This window comes from Nocardia sp. NPDC050712, from assembly GCF_040654295.1.
Lineage (GTDB): Bacteria > Actinomycetota > Actinomycetes > Mycobacteriales > Mycobacteriaceae > Nocardia.
Map to the genome: position 1 here is coordinate 53,268 of NZ_JBFAHT010000007.1, position 17,531 is coordinate 70,798.

At 68.9% G+C, this 17,531-nt stretch carries 17 protein-coding genes; 8 read left to right on the plus strand and 9 right to left on the minus strand.

What is annotated here, in order from left to right; all coding sequences use genetic code 11:
• Positions 1 to 22: 22 nt before the first annotated feature.
• Positions 23 to 358: a hypothetical protein gene (locus tag AB0H76_RS37875; protein ID WP_357332329.1), complete on the minus strand. Its 336-nt coding sequence runs from the start codon at positions 356 to 358 to the stop codon at positions 23 to 25.
• Positions 359 to 494: 136 nt separating this feature from the next.
• On the opposite strand from AB0H76_RS37875, the gene AB0H76_RS37880 reads away from it, so the two are divergent.
• Together AB0H76_RS37880 and AB0H76_RS37885 are read left to right on the plus strand one after the other, a co-directional pair.
• Positions 495 to 653 carry a TetR-like C-terminal domain-containing protein gene (locus tag AB0H76_RS37880; RefSeq protein WP_357332537.1) on the plus strand — a complete coding sequence of 53 codons (159 nt, stop codon included), beginning with the start codon at positions 495 to 497 and terminating at the stop codon, positions 651 to 653.
• A 77-nt stretch (positions 654 to 730) separates the two neighbouring features.
• Positions 731 to 2,149: an SPFH domain-containing protein gene (locus tag AB0H76_RS37885; protein WP_357332331.1), complete on the plus strand. Its 1,419-nt coding sequence runs from the start codon at positions 731 to 733 to the stop codon at positions 2,147 to 2,149.
• A 136-nt stretch (positions 2,150 to 2,285) separates the two neighbouring features.
• On the opposite strand, the gene AB0H76_RS37890 is transcribed toward AB0H76_RS37885, so the two are convergent.
• Entirely contained in the window at positions 2,286 to 2,504 is a 219-nt protein-coding gene (locus tag AB0H76_RS37890) for a hypothetical protein (RefSeq protein ID WP_357332333.1), read from the minus strand.
• Between the two features lie 272 nt (positions 2,505 to 2,776).
• On the opposite strand from AB0H76_RS37890, the gene coaE reads away from it, so the two are divergent.
• A complete protein-coding gene (coaE, locus tag AB0H76_RS37895; RefSeq protein WP_357332335.1) occupies positions 2,777 to 3,964 on the plus strand; it encodes a dephospho-CoA kinase in 1,188 nt (395 codons plus the stop codon).
• Position 3,965: 1 nt separating this feature from the next.
• Here coaE and AB0H76_RS37900 read toward each other — a convergent pair whose 3' ends face one another.
• Together AB0H76_RS37900 and AB0H76_RS37905 are read right to left on the minus strand one after the other, a co-directional pair.
• Entirely contained in the window at positions 3,966 to 4,466 is a 501-nt protein-coding gene (locus tag AB0H76_RS37900) for a DUF402 domain-containing protein (RefSeq protein WP_357332539.1), read from the minus strand.
• Between the two features lie 82 nt (positions 4,467 to 4,548).
• Complete coding sequence (locus tag AB0H76_RS37905; protein ID WP_357332337.1) at positions 4,549 to 5,175, minus strand: hypothetical protein; 627 nt, start codon at positions 5,173 to 5,175, stop codon at positions 4,549 to 4,551.
• A 280-nt stretch (positions 5,176 to 5,455) separates the two neighbouring features.
• Between AB0H76_RS37905 and uvrB the strand changes: the two genes are divergently transcribed.
• Positions 5,456 to 7,627, plus strand: coding sequence for an excinuclease ABC subunit UvrB (uvrB, locus tag AB0H76_RS37910; RefSeq protein WP_357332339.1), 2,172 nt, complete (start codon positions 5,456 to 5,458; stop codon positions 7,625 to 7,627).
• A gap of 63 nt (positions 7,628 to 7,690) precedes the next feature.
• Here the strand turns inward: uvrB and AB0H76_RS37915 are convergent, their stop codons facing one another.
• On the minus strand, positions 7,691 to 8,158 hold the full coding sequence (locus AB0H76_RS37915) for a VOC family protein (protein WP_357332341.1): 468 nt from the start codon (positions 8,156 to 8,158) through the stop codon (positions 7,691 to 7,693).
• A 71-nt stretch (positions 8,159 to 8,229) separates the two neighbouring features.
• Here AB0H76_RS37915 and AB0H76_RS37920 point away from each other — a divergent pair, with 71 nt between their 5' ends.
• From AB0H76_RS37920 to AB0H76_RS37930, 3 genes are all read left to right on the plus strand, one after another.
• Positions 8,230 to 9,069: a helix-turn-helix domain-containing protein gene (locus tag AB0H76_RS37920; RefSeq protein WP_357332343.1), complete on the plus strand. Its 840-nt coding sequence runs from the start codon at positions 8,230 to 8,232 to the stop codon at positions 9,067 to 9,069.
• A 29-nt stretch (positions 9,070 to 9,098) separates the two neighbouring features.
• Positions 9,099 to 9,515 carry a DoxX family protein gene (locus tag AB0H76_RS37925; protein ID WP_357332345.1) on the plus strand — a complete coding sequence of 139 codons (417 nt, stop codon included), beginning with the start codon at positions 9,099 to 9,101 and terminating at the stop codon, positions 9,513 to 9,515.
• A gap of 296 nt (positions 9,516 to 9,811) precedes the next feature.
• Positions 9,812 to 10,264 carry a universal stress protein gene (locus AB0H76_RS37930; protein ID WP_357332347.1) on the plus strand — a complete coding sequence of 151 codons (453 nt, stop codon included), beginning with the start codon at positions 9,812 to 9,814 and terminating at the stop codon, positions 10,262 to 10,264.
• 74 nt (positions 10,265 to 10,338) lie between these two features.
• Here the strand turns inward: AB0H76_RS37930 and AB0H76_RS37935 are convergent, their stop codons facing one another.
• Genes AB0H76_RS37935 through AB0H76_RS37945 form a run of 3 tightly spaced genes read right to left on the minus strand, consistent with a single transcriptional unit; the run spans position 10,339 to position 14,345 of the window.
• The gene (locus tag AB0H76_RS37935; protein WP_357332349.1) at positions 10,339 to 12,606 is read right to left on the minus strand and encodes a 3'-5' exonuclease; all 2,268 of its coding nucleotides are present in this window, start codon (positions 12,604 to 12,606) and stop codon (positions 10,339 to 10,341) included.
• Between the two features lie 43 nt (positions 12,607 to 12,649).
• A complete protein-coding gene (locus AB0H76_RS37940) occupies positions 12,650 to 12,976 on the minus strand; it encodes an antibiotic biosynthesis monooxygenase (protein ID WP_357332351.1) in 327 nt (108 codons plus the stop codon).
• Between the two features lie 10 nt (positions 12,977 to 12,986).
• The gene (locus tag AB0H76_RS37945; protein ID WP_357332353.1) at positions 12,987 to 14,345 is read right to left on the minus strand and encodes a diguanylate cyclase; all 1,359 of its coding nucleotides are present in this window, start codon (positions 14,343 to 14,345) and stop codon (positions 12,987 to 12,989) included.
• Between the two features lie 167 nt (positions 14,346 to 14,512).
• On the opposite strand from AB0H76_RS37945, the gene AB0H76_RS37950 reads away from it, so the two are divergent.
• Positions 14,513 to 15,658, plus strand: a complete 1,146-nt coding sequence (locus tag AB0H76_RS37950) for a beta-ketoacyl synthase N-terminal-like domain-containing protein (RefSeq protein WP_357332355.1) — start codon at positions 14,513 to 14,515, stop codon at positions 15,656 to 15,658.
• On the opposite strand, the gene AB0H76_RS37955 is transcribed toward AB0H76_RS37950, so the two are convergent.
• Positions 15,655 to 17,400 (minus strand): GAF domain-containing protein, encoded by a 1,746-nt coding sequence (locus AB0H76_RS37955; protein ID WP_357332357.1) that lies wholly within the window; start codon positions 17,398 to 17,400, stop codon positions 15,655 to 15,657. The two genes, AB0H76_RS37950 and AB0H76_RS37955, sit on opposite strands and share 4 nt — an antisense overlap.
• Positions 17,401 to 17,531: the final 131 nt, after the last annotated feature.

A 17,531-nucleotide genomic window follows, 5' to 3' on the forward strand; every position in this document is an offset into this window, starting at 1 on the left:
GGATCGGGGCCTTCGGGCTTTTCTAGGCGGCGGCGACGGTGAAGCGGCGCTGTAGGTAGCGCGGGTTCTCGGTCTCGCCCGGCAGCATCTGATCACCGCCGACGCGGTACCGGCCCGTGCGCACGCCGGGGTCGATGCGGCCCGAGGACGGGCGGATCTGCGTGAATTCCGTTCCGGTGTCGACCAATTGGAGCCCCGGCGCGACCTCCAAACTGCCGCCGCCGCCGACCGAGATGAGCCGGGTCGCCGGCTGCCGGTGCAGGGCCGCGAGCATCGCCCGCGCGCCGAGCACGAAGTTCTCCGCCTTCGCGATGGTGTCCTCGATGCCGTGACCGGCGTTGACCGCGCTGATCACCACGTCCAGTCCGCGACCTGCCAGGTCGCGCCGTCCGGCGCGGCCGGGAACCGTCCCGAATCCCGCGCGAACGCGGTGACCTGATGGCCGCGCCGTTGCGCCTCGGCGACCACCCGGGCCCCGACACCCGGCCGGCTTCCTGCCGCCCGCGGCCTTGGCGCTCGCGTTGCGGATGTGGGGCCGCATGCACGGCCTGGTCGCGCTGGAGATCTACGGTCACCTCAGGCCTCAATCCCAGGACCCCGCTGGGCTTTTCCACCTCGAAATGCTCGATCTGGTGCGCTCGCTCGGGCTTTGATCCGATGGCGCGTCCGCTCGGTCGCGCCCCGTCGAAAACCCCTGGGGCGCGGCGTGTTTGCCGGGTAGTGTGCGGCCATGGGGAGCAATCCGGGCAAGAACACGTATTTGGACCAGGTGGTAGCGCAGTCGGCCGCCCTGGAAGACGATCTGCGGACGCGTAAGCCCGTGCCCCTGCCGCCGGCCGCTCCGGGCGCGCCGGCGCCGCGGGGTGCGCTGGCCAAGCGGGCCGATCGGGTGGTGGCGCCGCCGAAGGGGGAGGGGACCGGGCCGGTCGAGGTGCGGGTGACCGGGTTCTGGCGGTGGCAGACGGTCCTGGTACCGCCGAATGCCTTTGTGGTGCATACCCGCCGGGGCAAGAGCGCGCCGATGCACATCGGGCTCGGGGTGTCGTTCGGGTTCAATCCGGCCACCGATTCGTACCTGGTGGTGCCCGGCGCGATGCAGACGATCCTGATCAACGCCTACTGCATCTGCAGTGAGCTACAGGGGGTTCTGGTCCAGGGCTATGTGCAGTGGATCATCGAGGATTTCGGCACCGCCTACCGCAAGCTGGATTTCTCCGATCCGGAGGATCCCATGCGGCTGGTCAACATTCAGCTGCGCGAGCAGGCCGAGGCCGCCATCAAGGACAAGGTGTCCACGATGGGGGTGCGCGATGTGCTCAGCGACAAGCAGCCGATCATCGAGGAGCTGACCGCGCGGCTGCGGGCGGTCGCCGAGGGGTCCGCCGACGCGGCCGGAAACGGCCACGGCGATCGCGGTCTCGGGCTGCGCATCGTCACCGTGCAGATCAAGGAGGCGGTGGTCAGCTCGTCCACGCTGTGGGAGAACCTGCAGAAGCCGTACCGCAGTGAGCAGAACCAGGTCGCCCGACTCGCGGAACTCGCCGCGCAGGAGGTCATTTCGGCGCGCGAGACGGCGGCGCATCGATCCGCCGAGGAGCGGCGCATCGAAAACGACCGCGAACTCGCCGACCTGCGCGCCCGCAATGAGGCCGCCCGGTTCGACCGCGAGACCGTCGAGCAGCTGCGCCGGACCACCCGCGAGCACGACGACCAGCGCGCCGTCGCCGATCTCGCGCAGGCGACCGCCCTGCACGCGCTGCGCCTGGAGCGCGAACAGCACGACCAGAAGGTCGAGAATCTGCGCCGGCGACTGGAATTGCAGAGCCAGGAGCTCGACGCCGCCCTGGCCCGCGCCGCGGCGGAATCGCAGTCGCAGCACAACGCCGAGCTGCTCGCGCTGGAGCGGGCCCGGGTGCGGGTCGACACCGCGAACACCCAGAACGCGGCCAATCTGCAGGCGCAACTCGTCGACGGGCTGCCCGAGATCGTCGCGCACCTGCCCAAACCGGCGGAGCTGAAGTCCTACCAGATCGGCGGCGACCTCTCCTCGGTGTCGGCGCTGCTGACCCAGATCGGGACCGTCGTCGAAACCTGGTCGGCGGCAAAGGGGTCCGCGTCGAATGGCGATACGGACTCCGCAATGCGCTGATCGGCCATTTCGCGAGCGGCATTCCCGGCACGCCGATGTTCGGCCCCGGCCTGGATAGGCGCGAGTCCGGGGTCGGGCTATGCCCGGGCGTGGGATTGGTGCGGCGTGCTTTTCCGCGCGGACTGCCGAATTCGGCTCAGCCCGCGGCCACCGGGAGTGCGGGCGCCCAGTAGACGGCCGCCGTGGAACGCTTGCGCATTGCGGCGAAGCTGTGCCGGGCGGGACTGAGCAACGCGGTTAACCATGAGCGGCGGTGCTCGGTGAGCGCGGCCGCGACGGCGGGAATCTGGGTGCAGTGCACGCCCCCCGCCTTGCCCAAACGGTGGCGACCCGTCTGGTGGATATTGGTGCTCAATGGTGTTCCTTTGCTAGCGGGTTCTCTGGCCTCGATCGCCTGCGCCGAAGATTAGCGGAAGAAATGGCGGGCGCTGAGTATTTTGCGGAAGTAATTGCCATGGCGTGTCGGAAAGTTCGCGGGTCGGAGCCGCTTTTCCCGAAAATGTTGCGATCTGGTCTCGGCCGCGTCACGGATCGGGCAAGGGTTTGCTGAGCGGGTGAATCCGGCTGTGGCCGTGGGTAGTTAGGGGGGTGCGCGGCGCCGGGGGCGTCGAATGCGAGACTGGTCCGATGTTGCGGATCGGCCTCACCGGAGGCATGGGAGCTGGCAAGTCGACGGTGGCGCGGATTCTCGCGGAACGGGGCGCGGTTCTGATCGACTCCGATGTATTGGCGCGGGAAGTCGTCGCGCCGGGCACTCCGGGTCTGGCCGCGTTGGTGGCGGCGTTCGGTAACGAGATTCTCGCCGCGGACGGCAGTCTGGACCGGCCGGCATTGGCGGCGCGGGCGTTCGCCGATGACGAATCGCGGGCCACCCTGAATTCCATCACCCACCCCCTGGTGGGCAAGCGCACCGGCGAATTGATCGCGGCGGCCCCCGCGGACGCGATTATCGTGCAGGACATTCCGCTGCTGGTCGAGAACGGGCTGGCGCCGTTGATGAATTTGGTCGTGATCGTCGATGTGGCGGCGGCGACCCGGATTCGGCGGCTGGTCGAATTCCGCGGCGTCGAGGAAAGCGATGCCCGGGCCCGTATCGCGGCGCAGGCCACCGACGAACAGCGGCGCGTGGTCGCGGATGTCCTGCTGGACAACAATGGCGCGGCCGGGGAAATCGACGCCGCGGTGCACCGTTTGTGGGAGCAGCGGCTGGTGCCGTTCGAACAGAACAAGCGCACGCGGACACCGGCCGCGGCGAGTGAACTGCGCCTGGTGCCCGCCGATCCGGAATGGGCGGCGCAGGCGCAGCGTCTCATCGCCCGGTTGTGGGTGGCGTGCGGCGCGGCGGCGTCGCGGATCGACCACATCGGCTCCACCGCGGTGCCCGGCCTGGACGCCAAGGACGTGCTCGACCTCCAGATCACCGTCGCCGACCTGACCGCCGCCGACGGGCTGCGCGACGCCCTGGCCGAGGCGGGCTTCCCGCGCAAGGACGACATCACCCAGGACAACCCGAAGCCGACCGAGGCCGACCCGGCCGGCGTGGATCGCGAGCTGTGGGGCAAGCGGTTGCACGGCAACGCCGACCCCGGGCGGCGCGCCAACGTACATGTCCGGGTCGCGGGCACGCCCGGCCAGCGGTTCGCGCTGGACTTCCGGGATTGGCTGCGGTCGGACGCCGACGCCCGCGCCGAATACCTCGCCGTGAAGCGCGAGGCCGAGGCCAAGGCCGCCGGACTGACCGGCAGCGCGGCGGCCGACGCCTATTACGGCGTCAAAGAGCCCTGGTTCGACGCCGCTTACGCGCGGCTGCGCTGAGTCAGCGCCAGGTCAGCTCGATGTCGTGGGTGGCCAGCCAGCGTTCCAGCGAATAGCCGTGCGCCGCGATGCCGTCGATCGCGGCGGCGGCGTGCTCGATCGCCGCCTGCGCCTCGCCCAGGGCGAGGTAGCCGGCGGCGTGCGCGGCCAGTAGTTCGTCGACGTCGAGCAGTTCGGTGTCCCGCCCGGTGCGCACCGTGATGTCGAGGTAATGGTCGACCGACTTCCACCGCTGCGCGCCGACCTGGCTGTACTCACCCAGATCGAGGTAGTAGTCCTGGTCGCGACGGTGCGCCGGATTGAAGTGGAAGACGGTGGCGCGCAAGGACAATCGCGGCAGCAACCAGGACTCGATGTAGTGGAACTCCACGTGATCGGAGGCGCGCGCCATGTACAGGCCCCAGGGCGCCACCTGGTAGCTGTCGACCTCGCGGACGAACCCCTTGGGGTCCGTATTGGTCAGGCTCGCGAGGTCGAAGTACTCGACCTTGGGCGGGTGCAAGTCGACTGCGGGTGCCTGTGTCATGCACCCAGAATCTACCGTTACCGCCTCGGCGTCGAGTCCCGCGCGGGAAAACGCTGGATTACAGCCAGGTCAGCGTGACCCCGTGCGCGGCGAGCCAGCGGTCGACCTTGTGGTCGTAGGCGGCCAATCCGTCCAGCGCGGCCGCGGCCCGATCCAGCGCGTGGTGCGCCTGCTCGGTGGTCACCGCGCCGGCCGCGTGCGCCGCGAGCAGGTTGCCGATGCCGCGCAGTTCGGAGGAGTGGCCGTGCCGGACCACGATGTCGAGGTAGTGATCGACCGCTTTCCAGCGGCGCGGGCCGGTGGGGCCGTACTCGCCGATGTCGAGGTGGTAGTCGAGGCTGTGGTGGTGGCCCAGGTGCGCCGGGTGGATCAGGTTCACCCGGACCGACAGCTCGGGCAGCAGCCAGGACTGCAGGAAATCCTTCCCGGCGACGACGCGGCCCATATAGAGGCCCCACGATTCGATGCGGAAATTCTCGACCTGGCGCGCGAAGCCCCGGGTGTCGATCGTGATCAGCTCGGACAGGTCGAAGTATTCGACGCCCGGTCTGCGGGCGGGCAGCGTTCCCGGTGGCGCGGTATGCGGGATCCCGGCGATGGCCGGGACACGCATACCCCGGGCCACGTAACCGGCGACGCCGGTCACAGTCGGCATGGCGACGAGCAGTGGAAGCAGAGCGCTCATGATGGCGGCTCCTTCACCCCGGTGGATCGGACAAGGAATCAGGCTACTCCTGGAGTGCCCACTGCGAGCGGCCCCGAAGATTTCGGTTCGGTTGTCAATTGTGTTGCTGCATTGGACATTTCAGGCATCGGTAGCCATTGGTTCGCTGCCGGGCCGGGCTGGGCCGGGTGGCGCTGTTCAGCGCCGGTGGGAGGGCGGGCGACCGCAGCGTCCGAAGGGTTGCCGGGGTCCGTCGCGCGCGGCCGTGAAACTTGTCGGTGGGTGCGTTTACGCTGGGTTCATGGCTTTCGCTACCGAGATCCCCGCTGACGGTCAGCCGCCGCTCGCGCATTCCGAATTCCGCCCGGTCGGGCAGATCGAGCGCACCGGCGGGCACTTCGAGGTCGTCAGTGAGCACAAGCCCGCCGGTGATCAGCCCGCCGCCATCGCCGAGCTGGAGCGCCGGGTGCGCACCGGTGAGCGCGATGTGGTGCTGCTGGGCGCCACCGGCACCGGCAAGTCCGCCACCACGGCCTGGCTCATCGAGAAGTTGCAGCGGCCCACCTTGGTGATGGCGCCGAACAAGACGCTGGCCGCGCAGCTGGCCAACGAGCTGCGCGAGATGCTGCCGAACAACTCGGTCGAGTACTTCGTCTCGTACTACGACTACTACCAGCCCGAGGCCTACATCGCGCAGACCGATACCTACATCGAGAAGGACAGCTCGATCAACGACGATGTCGAGCGGCTGCGCCACTCGGCCACCTCGAATCTGCTGTCACGGCGTGACGTGGTCGTGGTCGCTTCGGTGTCGTGCATCTACGGTCTGGGCACGCCGCAGTCCTACCTGGATCGCTCGGTCGCCCTCGAGGTCGGCCAGGAGATCGACCGGGATGCGCTGCTGCGCCTGCTGGTCGACGTGCAGTACACCCGCAACGACATGTCCTTCGTGCGCGGCTCGTTCCGGGTCCGCGGCGACACCGTCGAGATCATCCCCTCCTACGAGGAGCTCGCGGTGCGCATCGAGTTCTTCGGCGACGAGATCGAGGCGCTCTACTACCTGCACCCGCTCACCGGCGATGTGGTGCGCCAGGTCGATCGGCTGCGCATCTTCCCGGCCACGCACTATGTCGCGGGCCCGGACCGCATGGAGCGCGCGGTCAAGGAGATCGAGGCCGAGCTCGAACTGCGCCTGGCCGAGTTCGAGCGCCAGGGCAAGCTGCTGGAGGCCCAGCGGCTGCGCATGCGCACCCAGTACGACATCGAGATGATCCGGCAGGTCGGGTTCTGCTCCGGCATCGAGAACTACTCGCGCCACATCGACGGCCGCCCGGCCGGTTCCGCGCCCGCGACCCTGCTCGATTACTTCCCCGACGATTTCCTGCTCGTCATCGACGAGTCGCACGTCACGGTGCCGCAGATCGGCGGCATGTACGAGGGCGATATGTCGCGCAAGCGCAACCTGGTCGAATTCGGCTTCCGGTTGCCCTCCGCCATCGACAACCGCCCGCTCACCTGGGAGGAATTCGCCGACCGGATCGGGCAGACGGTCTACCTGTCGGCCACCCCGGGCCCTTATGAGCTGGGCCAGGCGGGCGGCGAGGTGGTCGAGCAGGTCATCCGCCCGACCGGCCTGGTCGACCCGAAGGTCATCGTCAAGCCCACCAAGGGCCAGATCGACGATCTGGTGCACGAGATCCGGCTGCGCACCGAGCGCGACGAACGCGTGCTCGTCACCACCCTGACCAAGAAGATGTCCGAGGATCTCACCGATTACCTGCTCGGCCTCGGTGTGCGCGTGCGCTACCTGCACTCAGAGATCGACACCCTGCGCCGCGTCGAGCTGCTGCGCCAGCTGCGCCTGGGCGAGTACGACGTGCTGGTCGGCATCAACCTGCTGCGCGAGGGTCTCGACCTGCCGGAGGTCTCGCTCGTCGCGATTCTCGACGCCGACAAGGAGGGTTTCCTGCGCAGCAGCACCAGCCTCATCCAGACCATCGGCCGCGCGGCGCGCAACGTGTCCGGCGAGGTGCACATGTACGCCGACCGGATCACCGATTCGATGCAGCACGCCATCGAGGAGACCGACCGCCGCCGCGCCAAGCAGGTCGCCTACAACGAGGAGCGCGGCATCGATCCGCAGCCGCTGCGCAAGAAGATCGCCGACATCCTGGATCAGGTCTATCAGGAGGCCGAGGACACCGAGGTCGCGGTCGGCGGCTCCGGCCGCAACAGCAGCCGCGGGCGCCGGGCACAGGGCGAACCGGGCCGCGCGGTCAGCGCCGGTGTCTATGAAGGCCGCGACATCAAGGCCATGCCGCGCGCCGAATTGGCCGATCTGGTCAAGGAATTGACGGCGCAGATGATGAACGCGGCCCGCGAGCTCCAGTTCGAGCTGGCCGGCCGCCTGCGCGACGAGATCGCCGACCTGAAGAAGGAACTGCGCGGCATGGACGCCGCAGGGCTGAGCTGAGTTCAGTTGTCCGGTAAGGGTTCCCGGAATCCCGGCGGCGCGGCGCGCCGCCGGGAGGTGGGGCTACTGGGTCGCCAACCACTCGTTCACCCGGCGCTCGGCCTCCTCGCGGGAGACGTCCTCCACCCGGGTCATGACGGCCCAGCGGTGCCCGAACGGGTCGATCACGACGCCGAAACGGTCACCGGTGACGAAGGTTTGGGGTTCCTCGGCGGTGCGGGCGCCGTGCTCGCGGGCGCGGGCGATGGTGGCGTCGGCGTCGGGGCAGTAGTGCACGAGCGAGGTGTGCACCCACTCGCCGTTGGGTGCCAGCACGCCGTTGTCGGGGATCGGCATGCCGACCTGGATGGTGGAGTCGCCGATCTGCAGTTCGGCGTGCGCGGGCTGGCCGTCGGGCAGGTCGTTGCGGCTGATCACCTCGGCGCCGAAGACGGCCGAGTAGAACTCGAGCGCCTTGTTGCCGTCCGGAACGGCCAGGAAGCAGTTGATGGAGTGGTAGCCGGCGGGGATCGGGTTCACGGTGTTGGTCATGGGCACAAGTCTGTCCGGCGGCGCGAAGTTGGTCTTGTAAGAATGCGACATCGCGATCGGCGGGTGCGCTGATGCCGAAGTGGACGCCGGCGACCGCGCCGTTGGACGGCGCCAAAGGCATCCTGCATCCGGATGAGCAGGCCCGCCATCGCACCCTGAACCGATTACCGGTGGGGCCGGGTGTCGCGGCGTTCGTCGACTGGTACTGGTCGGTGCGCTGGGATTTGCGCGGCAAGCCGTCCTATTCCGCCGAGGTGCTGTCGTTTCCGTGCGTGAACGTCACGTTCGAACGCGATGGCGCGCGGGTCGGCGGTTTCGTCAACGGTGTCTGCACCACCAAGTACATTCGCGAATTATCCGGCGCCGGAGAGACTTTCGGGGTCCGATTCCGGGCGGGCGGTTTCGGGGCGTTCACCGGTCTCGATGTCGGGGCGCTGCGCGACCGCGTGGTCGACCTGACCGAGGTGTTCCCGGACGCCGCCGGCCTGTCCGAGCAGGTCCTGGCCGTGCCGTCGGATGAGCAGCGCCGCGCGCTGGTCGAGGCCTACCTCGCGCCGCGCGCCGCCGAGGCGGACCCCGCCTACGCCTTGGTGCTGGAGATCATCGCCGCGATGGCGCACGACCCGGAGCTCACCCGGGTCGATCAGGTCACCGAGCGGTTCGATATCCCGGTGCGCTCCTTGCAGCGGCTGTTCCGCCGCTATGTCGGGGCCGCGCCGAAATGGGTGCTGCGCCGCTACCGGCTGCAGGACGGCGCGGATCTACTCGCCAAAGGCCGCACGGCGGATTTGGCGGCGCTCGCGATAGAACTCGGCTATTTCGATCAGGCGCATTTCTCCCGGGAGTTCGCCGCGGAGATCGGAATGCCTCCGCTGGAATATGCCCGTAATTCGTTACGCTCGGCCGAGTAGGTCCCCCGAATACTCGGAGAGGTGCGACCGTGGACGTAGTAGTGCTGATCGGCCGGGTGTTGTTCTCGGTGTTGTTCCTGGGGTCGGCAATGGGGCATTTCGCCAATGCCGACGCGATGGCGGGTTACGCGCAGAGTCAGGGCGTTCCGGCGCCCAAGGCCGGCGTGCTGGTCTCCGGCGGCCTGCTGGCCCTGGGCGCGCTCAGCGTCGTGCTCGGCCTCTGGGCCGACGCGGGCATGCTCCTGCTGGCGATCGTGCTGGTCCCGATCACCCTCATGATGCACGCGTTCTGGAAGGAGACCGATCCGCAGGCCAAGCAGACCCAGCAGATCCAGTTCAACAAGAACCTGGCGCTGATCGGCGCGGCCCTGATGTTGTTCGCGTTCTTCGCGCACACGCCGGAACTCGGACTCACCCTGACCGGTCCACTTTTCGACCTGAGCTGACCCGAGAATGCGCCGCTGTGATGAATGTCCCAGGGCGGCAGGCTTGTTCGGTAAAGGTTGTGATGCGTCACAGTAATGGCCGGAAGCAATTGGATCGGTGCTGGTAGCTTCGGCCCCGCTGCCATTCGTCCTACCGGCCCGGGCGGTGAAAGCCCGACACCGCCGAGTGTGATGTGTTGCGATTTCTGATATTTCCCCTCGTTTTGCGGCTATGGTCGACCGCAGTCGCCGCGGCGGTGCTCCGACTCGTCTGGATGCGCCGTTCGTTGGCACCCGACCCCAAAGTTGGAGGAAAGATGACCGCCTACCGGACCATTGTTGTCGGTACCGATGGCTCGGACTCGTCGTATGTCGCCGTCGAGAAGGCCGCGGCGCTGGCCGGCGCCGCTGACGCCACGCTGATCGTGGTGTGCGCCTACTACCCGACCGACGACCGCGACGTGGCCGCTGCCGCCGATGTGCTCAAGGAAGAGGCCTACCAGGTCCGCGGCTCCGCGCCGACCAACGAGATCCTGCGGGTCGCCCGCGACCGGGCCACCAACGCCGGGGCGAAGGAGATCGTCGAGCGCGCCGTCGTCGGCGAGCCGGTCGAGTCGCTGCTCACGCTCACCCGTGAGGTGGAGGCCGATCTGCTCGTGGTCGGTAACCGCGGCCTGAACACCCTGGCCGGCCGGCTGCTCGGCTCGGTGCCCTCGGACGTGGCGCGCAAGTCCCGCTCCGATGTGCTGATCGTGCACACCGTCCGCTAGGACGGATTACCGAAGCCCCGTAGCGCCCGGAATTCCGGTGCGCTGCGGGGCTTCGGCGTATGTCCGGCAGGTGCTCAGCTCAGCCCGCCGAGCACCTCCGGCAGGTCCTCGGTGTGGAATACCGTGAGCCGCTGCGTCGCCCGGGTCAGCGCGACGTAGAGATCGTTCAGCCCGCGCGGCGACTCCTCCAGGATCGCCCGCGGCCGCACCAGGAACACCGCGTCGAACTCCAGGCCTTTCACCTCGTGCACGGTCAGCACCGACACCGATTCCCCGGCCAGCTCGGCGAATTCGGCGAGCAACTCGTGCGGCACGAGCACCGCGCTGGTGCCGGGGCCGGTCTCGAGCGCCACCGCGTCCCGGACCGTCTCGAGCAGTTCGTCCGCCGAGACCTTGTGCGCCACCGGCGGATTCCCGCTCTCGCGGACCGACCGCGGCACCGTCGCGCCCGGGTCGATCGCGGCCAGCACGTCCGCGGCCACCGCCATGATCTCCGCCGGAGTGCGGTAGTTCACCGTCAGCTCGGTGAGCTTCCAGCGTTGCGCCACATAGGGTTCCAGCATCCGCTGCCATGACGACGCGCCCGCCGGGTCGCCGGTCTGGGCGACATCGCCGACCACGGTGATCCATCGATTCGGGATGCGGCGCATCACCATTCGCCACGCCATCTCCGAAAGCTCTTGCGCCTCATCGATGATGACGTGCCCGTAGGTCCAGGTGCGGTCGCCCGCGGCCCGCTCGGCGGTGGTCTGGTTGCTGCGGTAGGCCTGCCGGTCGGCCAGCTGGGAGGCGTCGATCAGGTCGTAGGCCATCAGGATCTCGTCGGCGTCGAGCGCGTCCTCGACCTCGGCGGCGGCGGAGCCGGTCAGGATGTCCAGTGCCTCCTGGGCCTCGGCGATCTGCGCGTGCCGGCGGCGCCGGGCCCGTTCGCGTTCCTCGCTGTCGTCGACGCCGAGCAGTTCGGCCAGCTCGTCCAGCAGCGGTGCGTCGGCCGCGCTGAATTCACCGGTGTGCGGGCGCACCAGCTCGGCCCGGTCCGCCGCGGACAGCCCGGCGGCCACCCGCTCCAGCCGGTCGGGATCGGCCAGCAGATCACCGAGTACCTCCTGCGGGGACAGGATCGGCCACAGCGTGGCGATCGCCGCCTGCACCTCGGGATCGGACTTCATCTCGTCCCGAATCTCGGCGAGATCGGTTCGGCTGAGCAAACTTTGACCGCCGGACAGATCCGCGCCCATGGTCTGGGCGAGCTGATCGGTCAGCGCGTCGATGACCGAGCTCGCGAAGATCGGCCGGGCCAGGTTGTGCGGGCGCCGCGAGGAGCGCGCCCGCCCGCGAGCCCGGGTCGCGATCTTGCGGTCCAGCAGCACCGGGTAGCCGTCGAAGGCGAGCCGGATCGGCTCGGCGGGCGCCTGCTGCCGGTCGCGCACCGCCTGTTTGAGCACCTCCAGGATCTCGAGCGAACCCTTGAGTTCACCGGCCCGCAGCGAATCCTCGCGGCTGCCCTTCACGCCGGGGTACAGATCGCCGATGGTGGACAGCAGCACGCCGGTCTCACCGAGCGAGGGCAGCACCTGCCCGATGTAATCCAGGAAGGTGGCGTTCGGCCCGATGATCAGCACGCCGCTCTTGGCCAGCTGCTGACGGTAGGTGTAGAGCAGGAAGGCCGCGCGGTGCAGCGCGACGGCGGTCTTGCCGGTGCCCGGCCCGCCCTGCACCACCAGCACGCTCTTGTGCTCGGAGCGGATGATCGCGTCCTGCTCGGACTGGATCGTCTCCACGATGTCGTTCATGTGGCCGGTGCGCGCGGCGTTCAGCGCCGACAGCAGCGCGCTCTCGCTGCCCACGCCACCGTCGCCCGCGACCATGCCCGCGCGTTCGGCGGCCGCGAGGTCGAGGTACTCGTCGTTGACGGAGGTGACCTGACGATTGCGGGTCCGGATGTGCCGTCGCCTGGTCACCCCGTCCGGGGCGGCGGTGGTGGCCAGGTAGAACGGCCGGGCCAGCGGCGCGCGCCAGTCCAGCAGCAGCGTCTCGTAGTCGTCCTGCTCGTCGAGGATGCCGAGGCGGCCGATGTAGCGGGCGGCCTCGTCACCGTCGAGGTCGATCCGCCCGAAGCACAGGCCGTGTTCGGCGGCGTCGTATTTGGCCAGATCCTCGTTGTAGAGCTGGCTGAACGACTCGCGCTCACTGCGCGCCTGAGGGGTGCCGCCGTTTTCCAGCAGCACGGTTTTGAGCCGGTTCTTCGCATAGGCGCGCATACCATCGAGCCGGTCGTACAGCACCGACAGGTAAGACTGCTCCTGTTCGATCTCGCGGTCCTGAGCGAGGGGGTCGGGCAAACTGAACTCCTTGGGTCACCGCGTGAAAACAAGGTTGTCGAGTCTACTGCGGATTTCCCGTTGTCGCCGCTACCGCGGGCAGGGTCACCGGGTCGAAGTGCCGCACGGTCGGAAACGGGTCGTAGAAGTGGTGCAGCAGCGCCTTCCACCGCAGGTACTCCGGCGAGCCGCGAAAGCCCTCGACGTGATCCTCGAGCCGGTCCCATTCGACCAGCAGCAGGTAGCTGCCGGGCTCCTCGACGCAACGGGACAGCGACAGCGCGCGGAAACCGGCCATGCCCGCGATGATCGGCCGGGCCTCGGCGAAGGCCGCCTCGAACGCCGCCGACAATTCGGGCCGGACGGGGAGCAGAACGTGTTCGATGATCAAGCGAAAACCTTCAGGATGCGTGGGTGTTGTCGGCTCTGCGGTTCTTGACCGTGGCCTCGCGGTCGCCGACCGGCTTGGCGCGGTACATCGCCACGTCGGCGTCGTGCAGCACCGCCTCGGGGGTGCGATGGTCGCCCTGCACCAGCTCGGTGACGCCGATGGAGGCGTTGACCTCGATGCGGTGCCCGCGCGCGACGATCGGCTCGGACATGGTCGAGCGCAGCCGCTGCACCAGGGCGTCGAGATCCGCGCGGCGGATCGGGCCGGCCAGCAGCACCAGGAATTCGTCGCCGCCCAGGCGCCCGACCACGTCGTCGCCGCGCAGCGCCCGCTGCAGCCGCTGCGCCACGATCTGCAGGACGGTGTCGCCGATGGCATGGCCCAGGGTGTCGTTGATCGCCTTGAAGCCGTCCAGGTCGATGAACAGCACCGTCGAGACCTGCTGATCCGCGCTGCTGGCCAGCGCGGCCGCGAGCTGGGACAGGATCAGCGATCGGTTGGCCAGCCCGGTCAGCGAGTCGTGGGTCGCCTGATATTCCAATTGCCTGCGGCTGGCCCGGAATTCGGTGACATCGGCGAAGGAGGACACCGCGGGGGACGCCGGGTCGTCCGGGTTCATCAGGCGGCTGGAACCGGAGAGCCAGCGGCGCTGCCCGTCGGCGCGGTCCACCCCGAAGGTGTAGCCGGTGATGGTCTCGCCGGTCGCCAGGGTGCGCGCGATCGGGTGCCGCGAGGGCGGCAGCGGCTGCGCATTGGCGTCGAGCAGCACCATCGGCAGCTCGTGGATGTTGAGCCCGACCAGTTCGCCCGCGTGCTCCGGGCGGCCGAAGATGCGCCGGGCCGCCGGATTGGCCGATTCGATGCGGCCGTTGCGGTCGATGACGACCACGCCCTCCTCCAGCTGGGAGACCACGGTGGTGAAGTGCTCCTCGGCCAGCAGTTGGGCCTGCTCGGCGGCCCGCTGCGCGGTCAGATCGTGAATGATCACCTGATAGGCGAAATGGTGCCGCCAGGGCGTCAGCACGGACACCGTCTCCACCGGGACGGGGCTGCCGTCCAGGCGCAGCAACCGCATCTCGGTGGGGTGCGAGGCCGCGCCCGAGGTGCGCAGGTGGCTGATGCGATCGAGCATCCCCGGCACGGAATCGGGGTGCACGAACTGGGTGACCGGTTTGCCGAGAATGTCCTCGGCTCGCGCGGCCCCGAGTAGGCGAATGGTGGCCGGGTTCACATAGACGACGAGGCCGTCCTGGTGCACACAGATCCCGTCCGGGGTGTGGTCGACCAGTGATCGATAGCGCTGCGCCAGCTCCTCGGCATCCGAAGTGGTTGCCGGGGTTTTCTCGCCGCCTATCCTTTCCGAACCCAACTCCGAACCCCCGATCGTTCGACCGACTTATGGCAATTGGAACATGGGAATTATCCTGGTATCGACATGAACAAGATCACGTCCGTGCACCGGTAGCTTTTTTCTGCGGGCCGAGGAGCAAGGCTATGCCAGGCGACAGTGCCAGATCCGTGCAGCACCAAGATCATATGACGATTGCCGGTATCGGTGCGGTCACCGGATACGGCTGGGGTCGCGAGGCCCTCTGGCAGGGCCTGCTCAGCGGCAAATCCGCGGCCACACTCCAGCCAGGTTACGGCCCCGGCCGGAACGAACACGCCTGGGTGGCCCAGGTGCCCGACGGCGGCGACCCCGCGATCAGCAAGAGCCGCTACGGCCGGGCCATCCACGAGTCGGCGCGCGAGGCCATCACCGACGCCACCGCGCGCGGCTGGCGGCCCGGTCGCACGGTGGGTCTGGTGCACGCCATCGTGCTCGGTGACGTGGTGAACTGGCGTGATTTCTATCTCGTCGACCACGGGCACCGCCGCTCCCGCGACTATCTGCCGTTGCTGCCGTCCACGCCGATCTCGATGCTGATGCAGGAGTTCGGTTTCCACGGTCCCTCCATGAACGTCTCCGCGGCCTGCAGTTCGGCCAATGTCGGTTTGATCACCGCCAAGCTCTGGCTGGACGCCGGCGTCGCCGACGATGTCATCTGCGTGGCCTCCGACATGTCCGCGACGCCGGACATGCTCGAGCACTTCGTCCAGATGGGCGCGGCGGTGGCCGACGCCGAACCGATGGACGCCTGCCGCCCGTTCCAGCGCGGCAGCCGCGGCTTCAGCATGGGCGAGGCCGCCACGGCGTTCGTGCTCAGCCGCGCCGTCGACCGGCCCTACGCCACGGTCCAGGGCGGCGCCATGACCAACGACGCCTATCACGTGGTCTCCGTCGAGCCCGATCACACGCAGATCTTCGACTGCGCGCGCCGGGCGCTGGCCCAGGCCGGGCTGGCCCCGCACGACATCGCCTACTTCAACGCGCACGGCACCGGCACCCGGCAGTGCGGTGCGGCCGAATCCGATCTGATGGCGCGGATGTTCGACGACGGCCCGCTGATCTACGCGCTCAAGCCGCTGGCCGGGCACAGCCAGGGCGCGGCGGCCGGTGTCGAGGTCGCGGCCGCGGCGCTGGGTTACGAGCGCCGCGTCGTGCCGGCCGCGCCGATCGTCGCGCAGGCGCATCCGCGGCTGATGGACGGCCCGCGCCCCTTCGAGGGTGGCTTCACCCTCAAAGCGTCGCTCGGCATGGGCGGTCATAACTCGATGCTCGTGCTCGGGGAGCCGGGCTAACCCGTCGGCAACGGCACCGACCAGCACAGCCGGGTGCCGGGCAGCTCGTCGGGATCGCCGCTGGGCCGGCGCGCCGGCCCGATGATGAACTCGCCGTTGGCTTTCTCCGCGCGCTGCTCCAGATTGCGCAGCCCGCTGCGGATGACGTGATGCGGGATGCCCCAGCCGTCGTCGAGCACCACGATGGTCAGGTTGTCGTCGAGGCTGATCTCCACCGCGACCACGCTGCCGCCGGAGTGGCGCACCGCGTTGCTCACCGCCTCGCGCACCACCGCCTCGGCGTGATCGGCGAGTTCGGCCTCGAGCACCGACAGCGGCCCGGTCACCAGCAGGCTGCCGCGCAGCGGGGTATCGGCGGTCTGCTGGCGCACCGCGAGTTCCAGCCGCTGCTGCAACCGGTTGACCTGCGCGTCGCCGCCGTGCAGATCGAAGATCGAGGTGCGGATCTCCTGCACCACCTCCTGCAGATCGGCGACGCCGGTCGAGAGCCGCTGTTTGACCTCGGGCACCTGGGCCTGCGGCACGGCGGCCTGCAGGCTCAGGCCGATGGCGAAGAGCCGCTGGATGACGTGGTCGTGCAGGTCGCGGGCGATGCGATCGCGGTCGGCCAGGATGTCCAGCTCGCGCATCCGGCGCTGGGTGCCGGAGAGCTGCATGGCCAGCGCCGCCTGATCGGTGAACGCCGCGGTGAGTTCGACGAGTTCGTCGGCGTACGGCGCGGATCCGGTGGGGCGCACCGTGACCAGCACGCCCAGCGTCGCGTCCGGCGTGCACAGCGGCAGGATCAGCACCGGCCCGACATCGGCGAGCGGGACGCCGAGGTCGATGGCGCCGGCATCGTCGAACCGCAGCGGCGTGCGGCGATGGAACGCCTCGCCCAGTGCGGTGCCGTCGGTGAGCACCAGCCAGCCCTCGTGCCCGGCGCCGGGACCGGACCACTGCGTCACCATCAGCTCGCTCACCTCTCCGGCGCGGCGCTGAATCCCGGTCGCCCCGGCCAGGAACGCGCGGTGCGAGCCGGTGAGCGTGCGCGCGTGGTCGACGACGTGCGCGAGCACCTGCTCGGATTCGGCGCCGGCCAGGAACTCGGTGGCGATGTCGCGGGTGGCCTCGATCCAGGCCTGCCGGGTGCGCGCGGATTCGTAGAGCCGGGCGTTGTCGACGGCGATGCCCGCGGCGGCGGCCAGCGCCTGCACCAGGACGTCGTCGTCCTCGGTGAAGGCCAGCCCGCCGGCCTTCTCGGTGAGATAGAGGCTGCCGAAGACCTCGTCGCGGATCCGGACCGGCACGCCGAGGAAGGTCCGCATCGGCGGATGGCCGGGCGGAAGGCCCACGGATTCGGGATGTTTGGTCAGATCGTCCAGGCGCAGCGGTTTGCTGCGATGGAACACCGCGCCGAGCACGCCGTGCCCCTCGGGGAGTTTGCCGATGCGTTCCCGGACCGGTTCGTCCATGCCCTCGTCGAGGAACTGCGCCACCTGACCGTCGTGGCCGAGCACCGCGAGCGCGCCGTAGCGGGCGTCCACGAGACTGGTGGCGGTGCGCACGATGGCGCGCAGGGTGTCGTCCAGATCGAGCCCGGAGGTGACGGTCAGCATCGCTTCGACCAGGCCATCCATCCGGTCGCGGGAGTCGATGATGAGCTCGACGCGCTCTTTCACCTCGCTGAGCAGCTCGCGCAGACGTAGCTGGGACAGCGTGTCCCGCACCGAGTACAGGTCGTTGCCGCGGTCGTCGGCCATCTCGACTTCCTGTCCTGAGCGGGGCGCGAAGTGCGCTAGAGACAGTCTAATTCGCGGATCAAGGACTTTCGGCCCTGTTCGCGAGAGCGTTGCGGGAGTGGGATAGGGGCATCAGGTGAATTGAGAGTAGA

Coding starts and splice junctions, on each gene's coding strand:
- coaE (WP_357332335.1), top strand. CDS start 2,777: ATGTTGCGGATCGGCCTCACCGGAGGCATGGGAGCTGGCAAGTCGACG.
- AB0H76_RS37955 (WP_357332357.1), bottom strand. CDS start 17,400: ATGGCCGACGACCGCGGCAACGACCTGTACTCGGTGCGGGACACGCTG.
- uvrB (WP_357332339.1), top strand. CDS start 5,456: ATGGCTTTCGCTACCGAGATCCCCGCTGACGGTCAGCCGCCGCTCGCG.
- AB0H76_RS37885 (WP_357332331.1), top strand. CDS start 731: ATGGGGAGCAATCCGGGCAAGAACACGTATTTGGACCAGGTGGTAGCG.
- AB0H76_RS37905 (WP_357332337.1), bottom strand. CDS start 5,175: ATGAGCGCTCTGCTTCCACTGCTCGTCGCCATGCCGACTGTGACCGGC.
- AB0H76_RS37920 (WP_357332343.1), top strand. CDS start 8,230: ATGCCGAAGTGGACGCCGGCGACCGCGCCGTTGGACGGCGCCAAAGGC.
- AB0H76_RS37930 (WP_357332347.1), top strand. CDS start 9,812: ATGACCGCCTACCGGACCATTGTTGTCGGTACCGATGGCTCGGACTCG.
- AB0H76_RS37950 (WP_357332355.1), top strand. CDS start 14,513: ATGACGATTGCCGGTATCGGTGCGGTCACCGGATACGGCTGGGGTCGC.
- AB0H76_RS37915 (WP_357332341.1), bottom strand. CDS start 8,158: ATGACCAACACCGTGAACCCGATCCCCGCCGGCTACCACTCCATCAAC.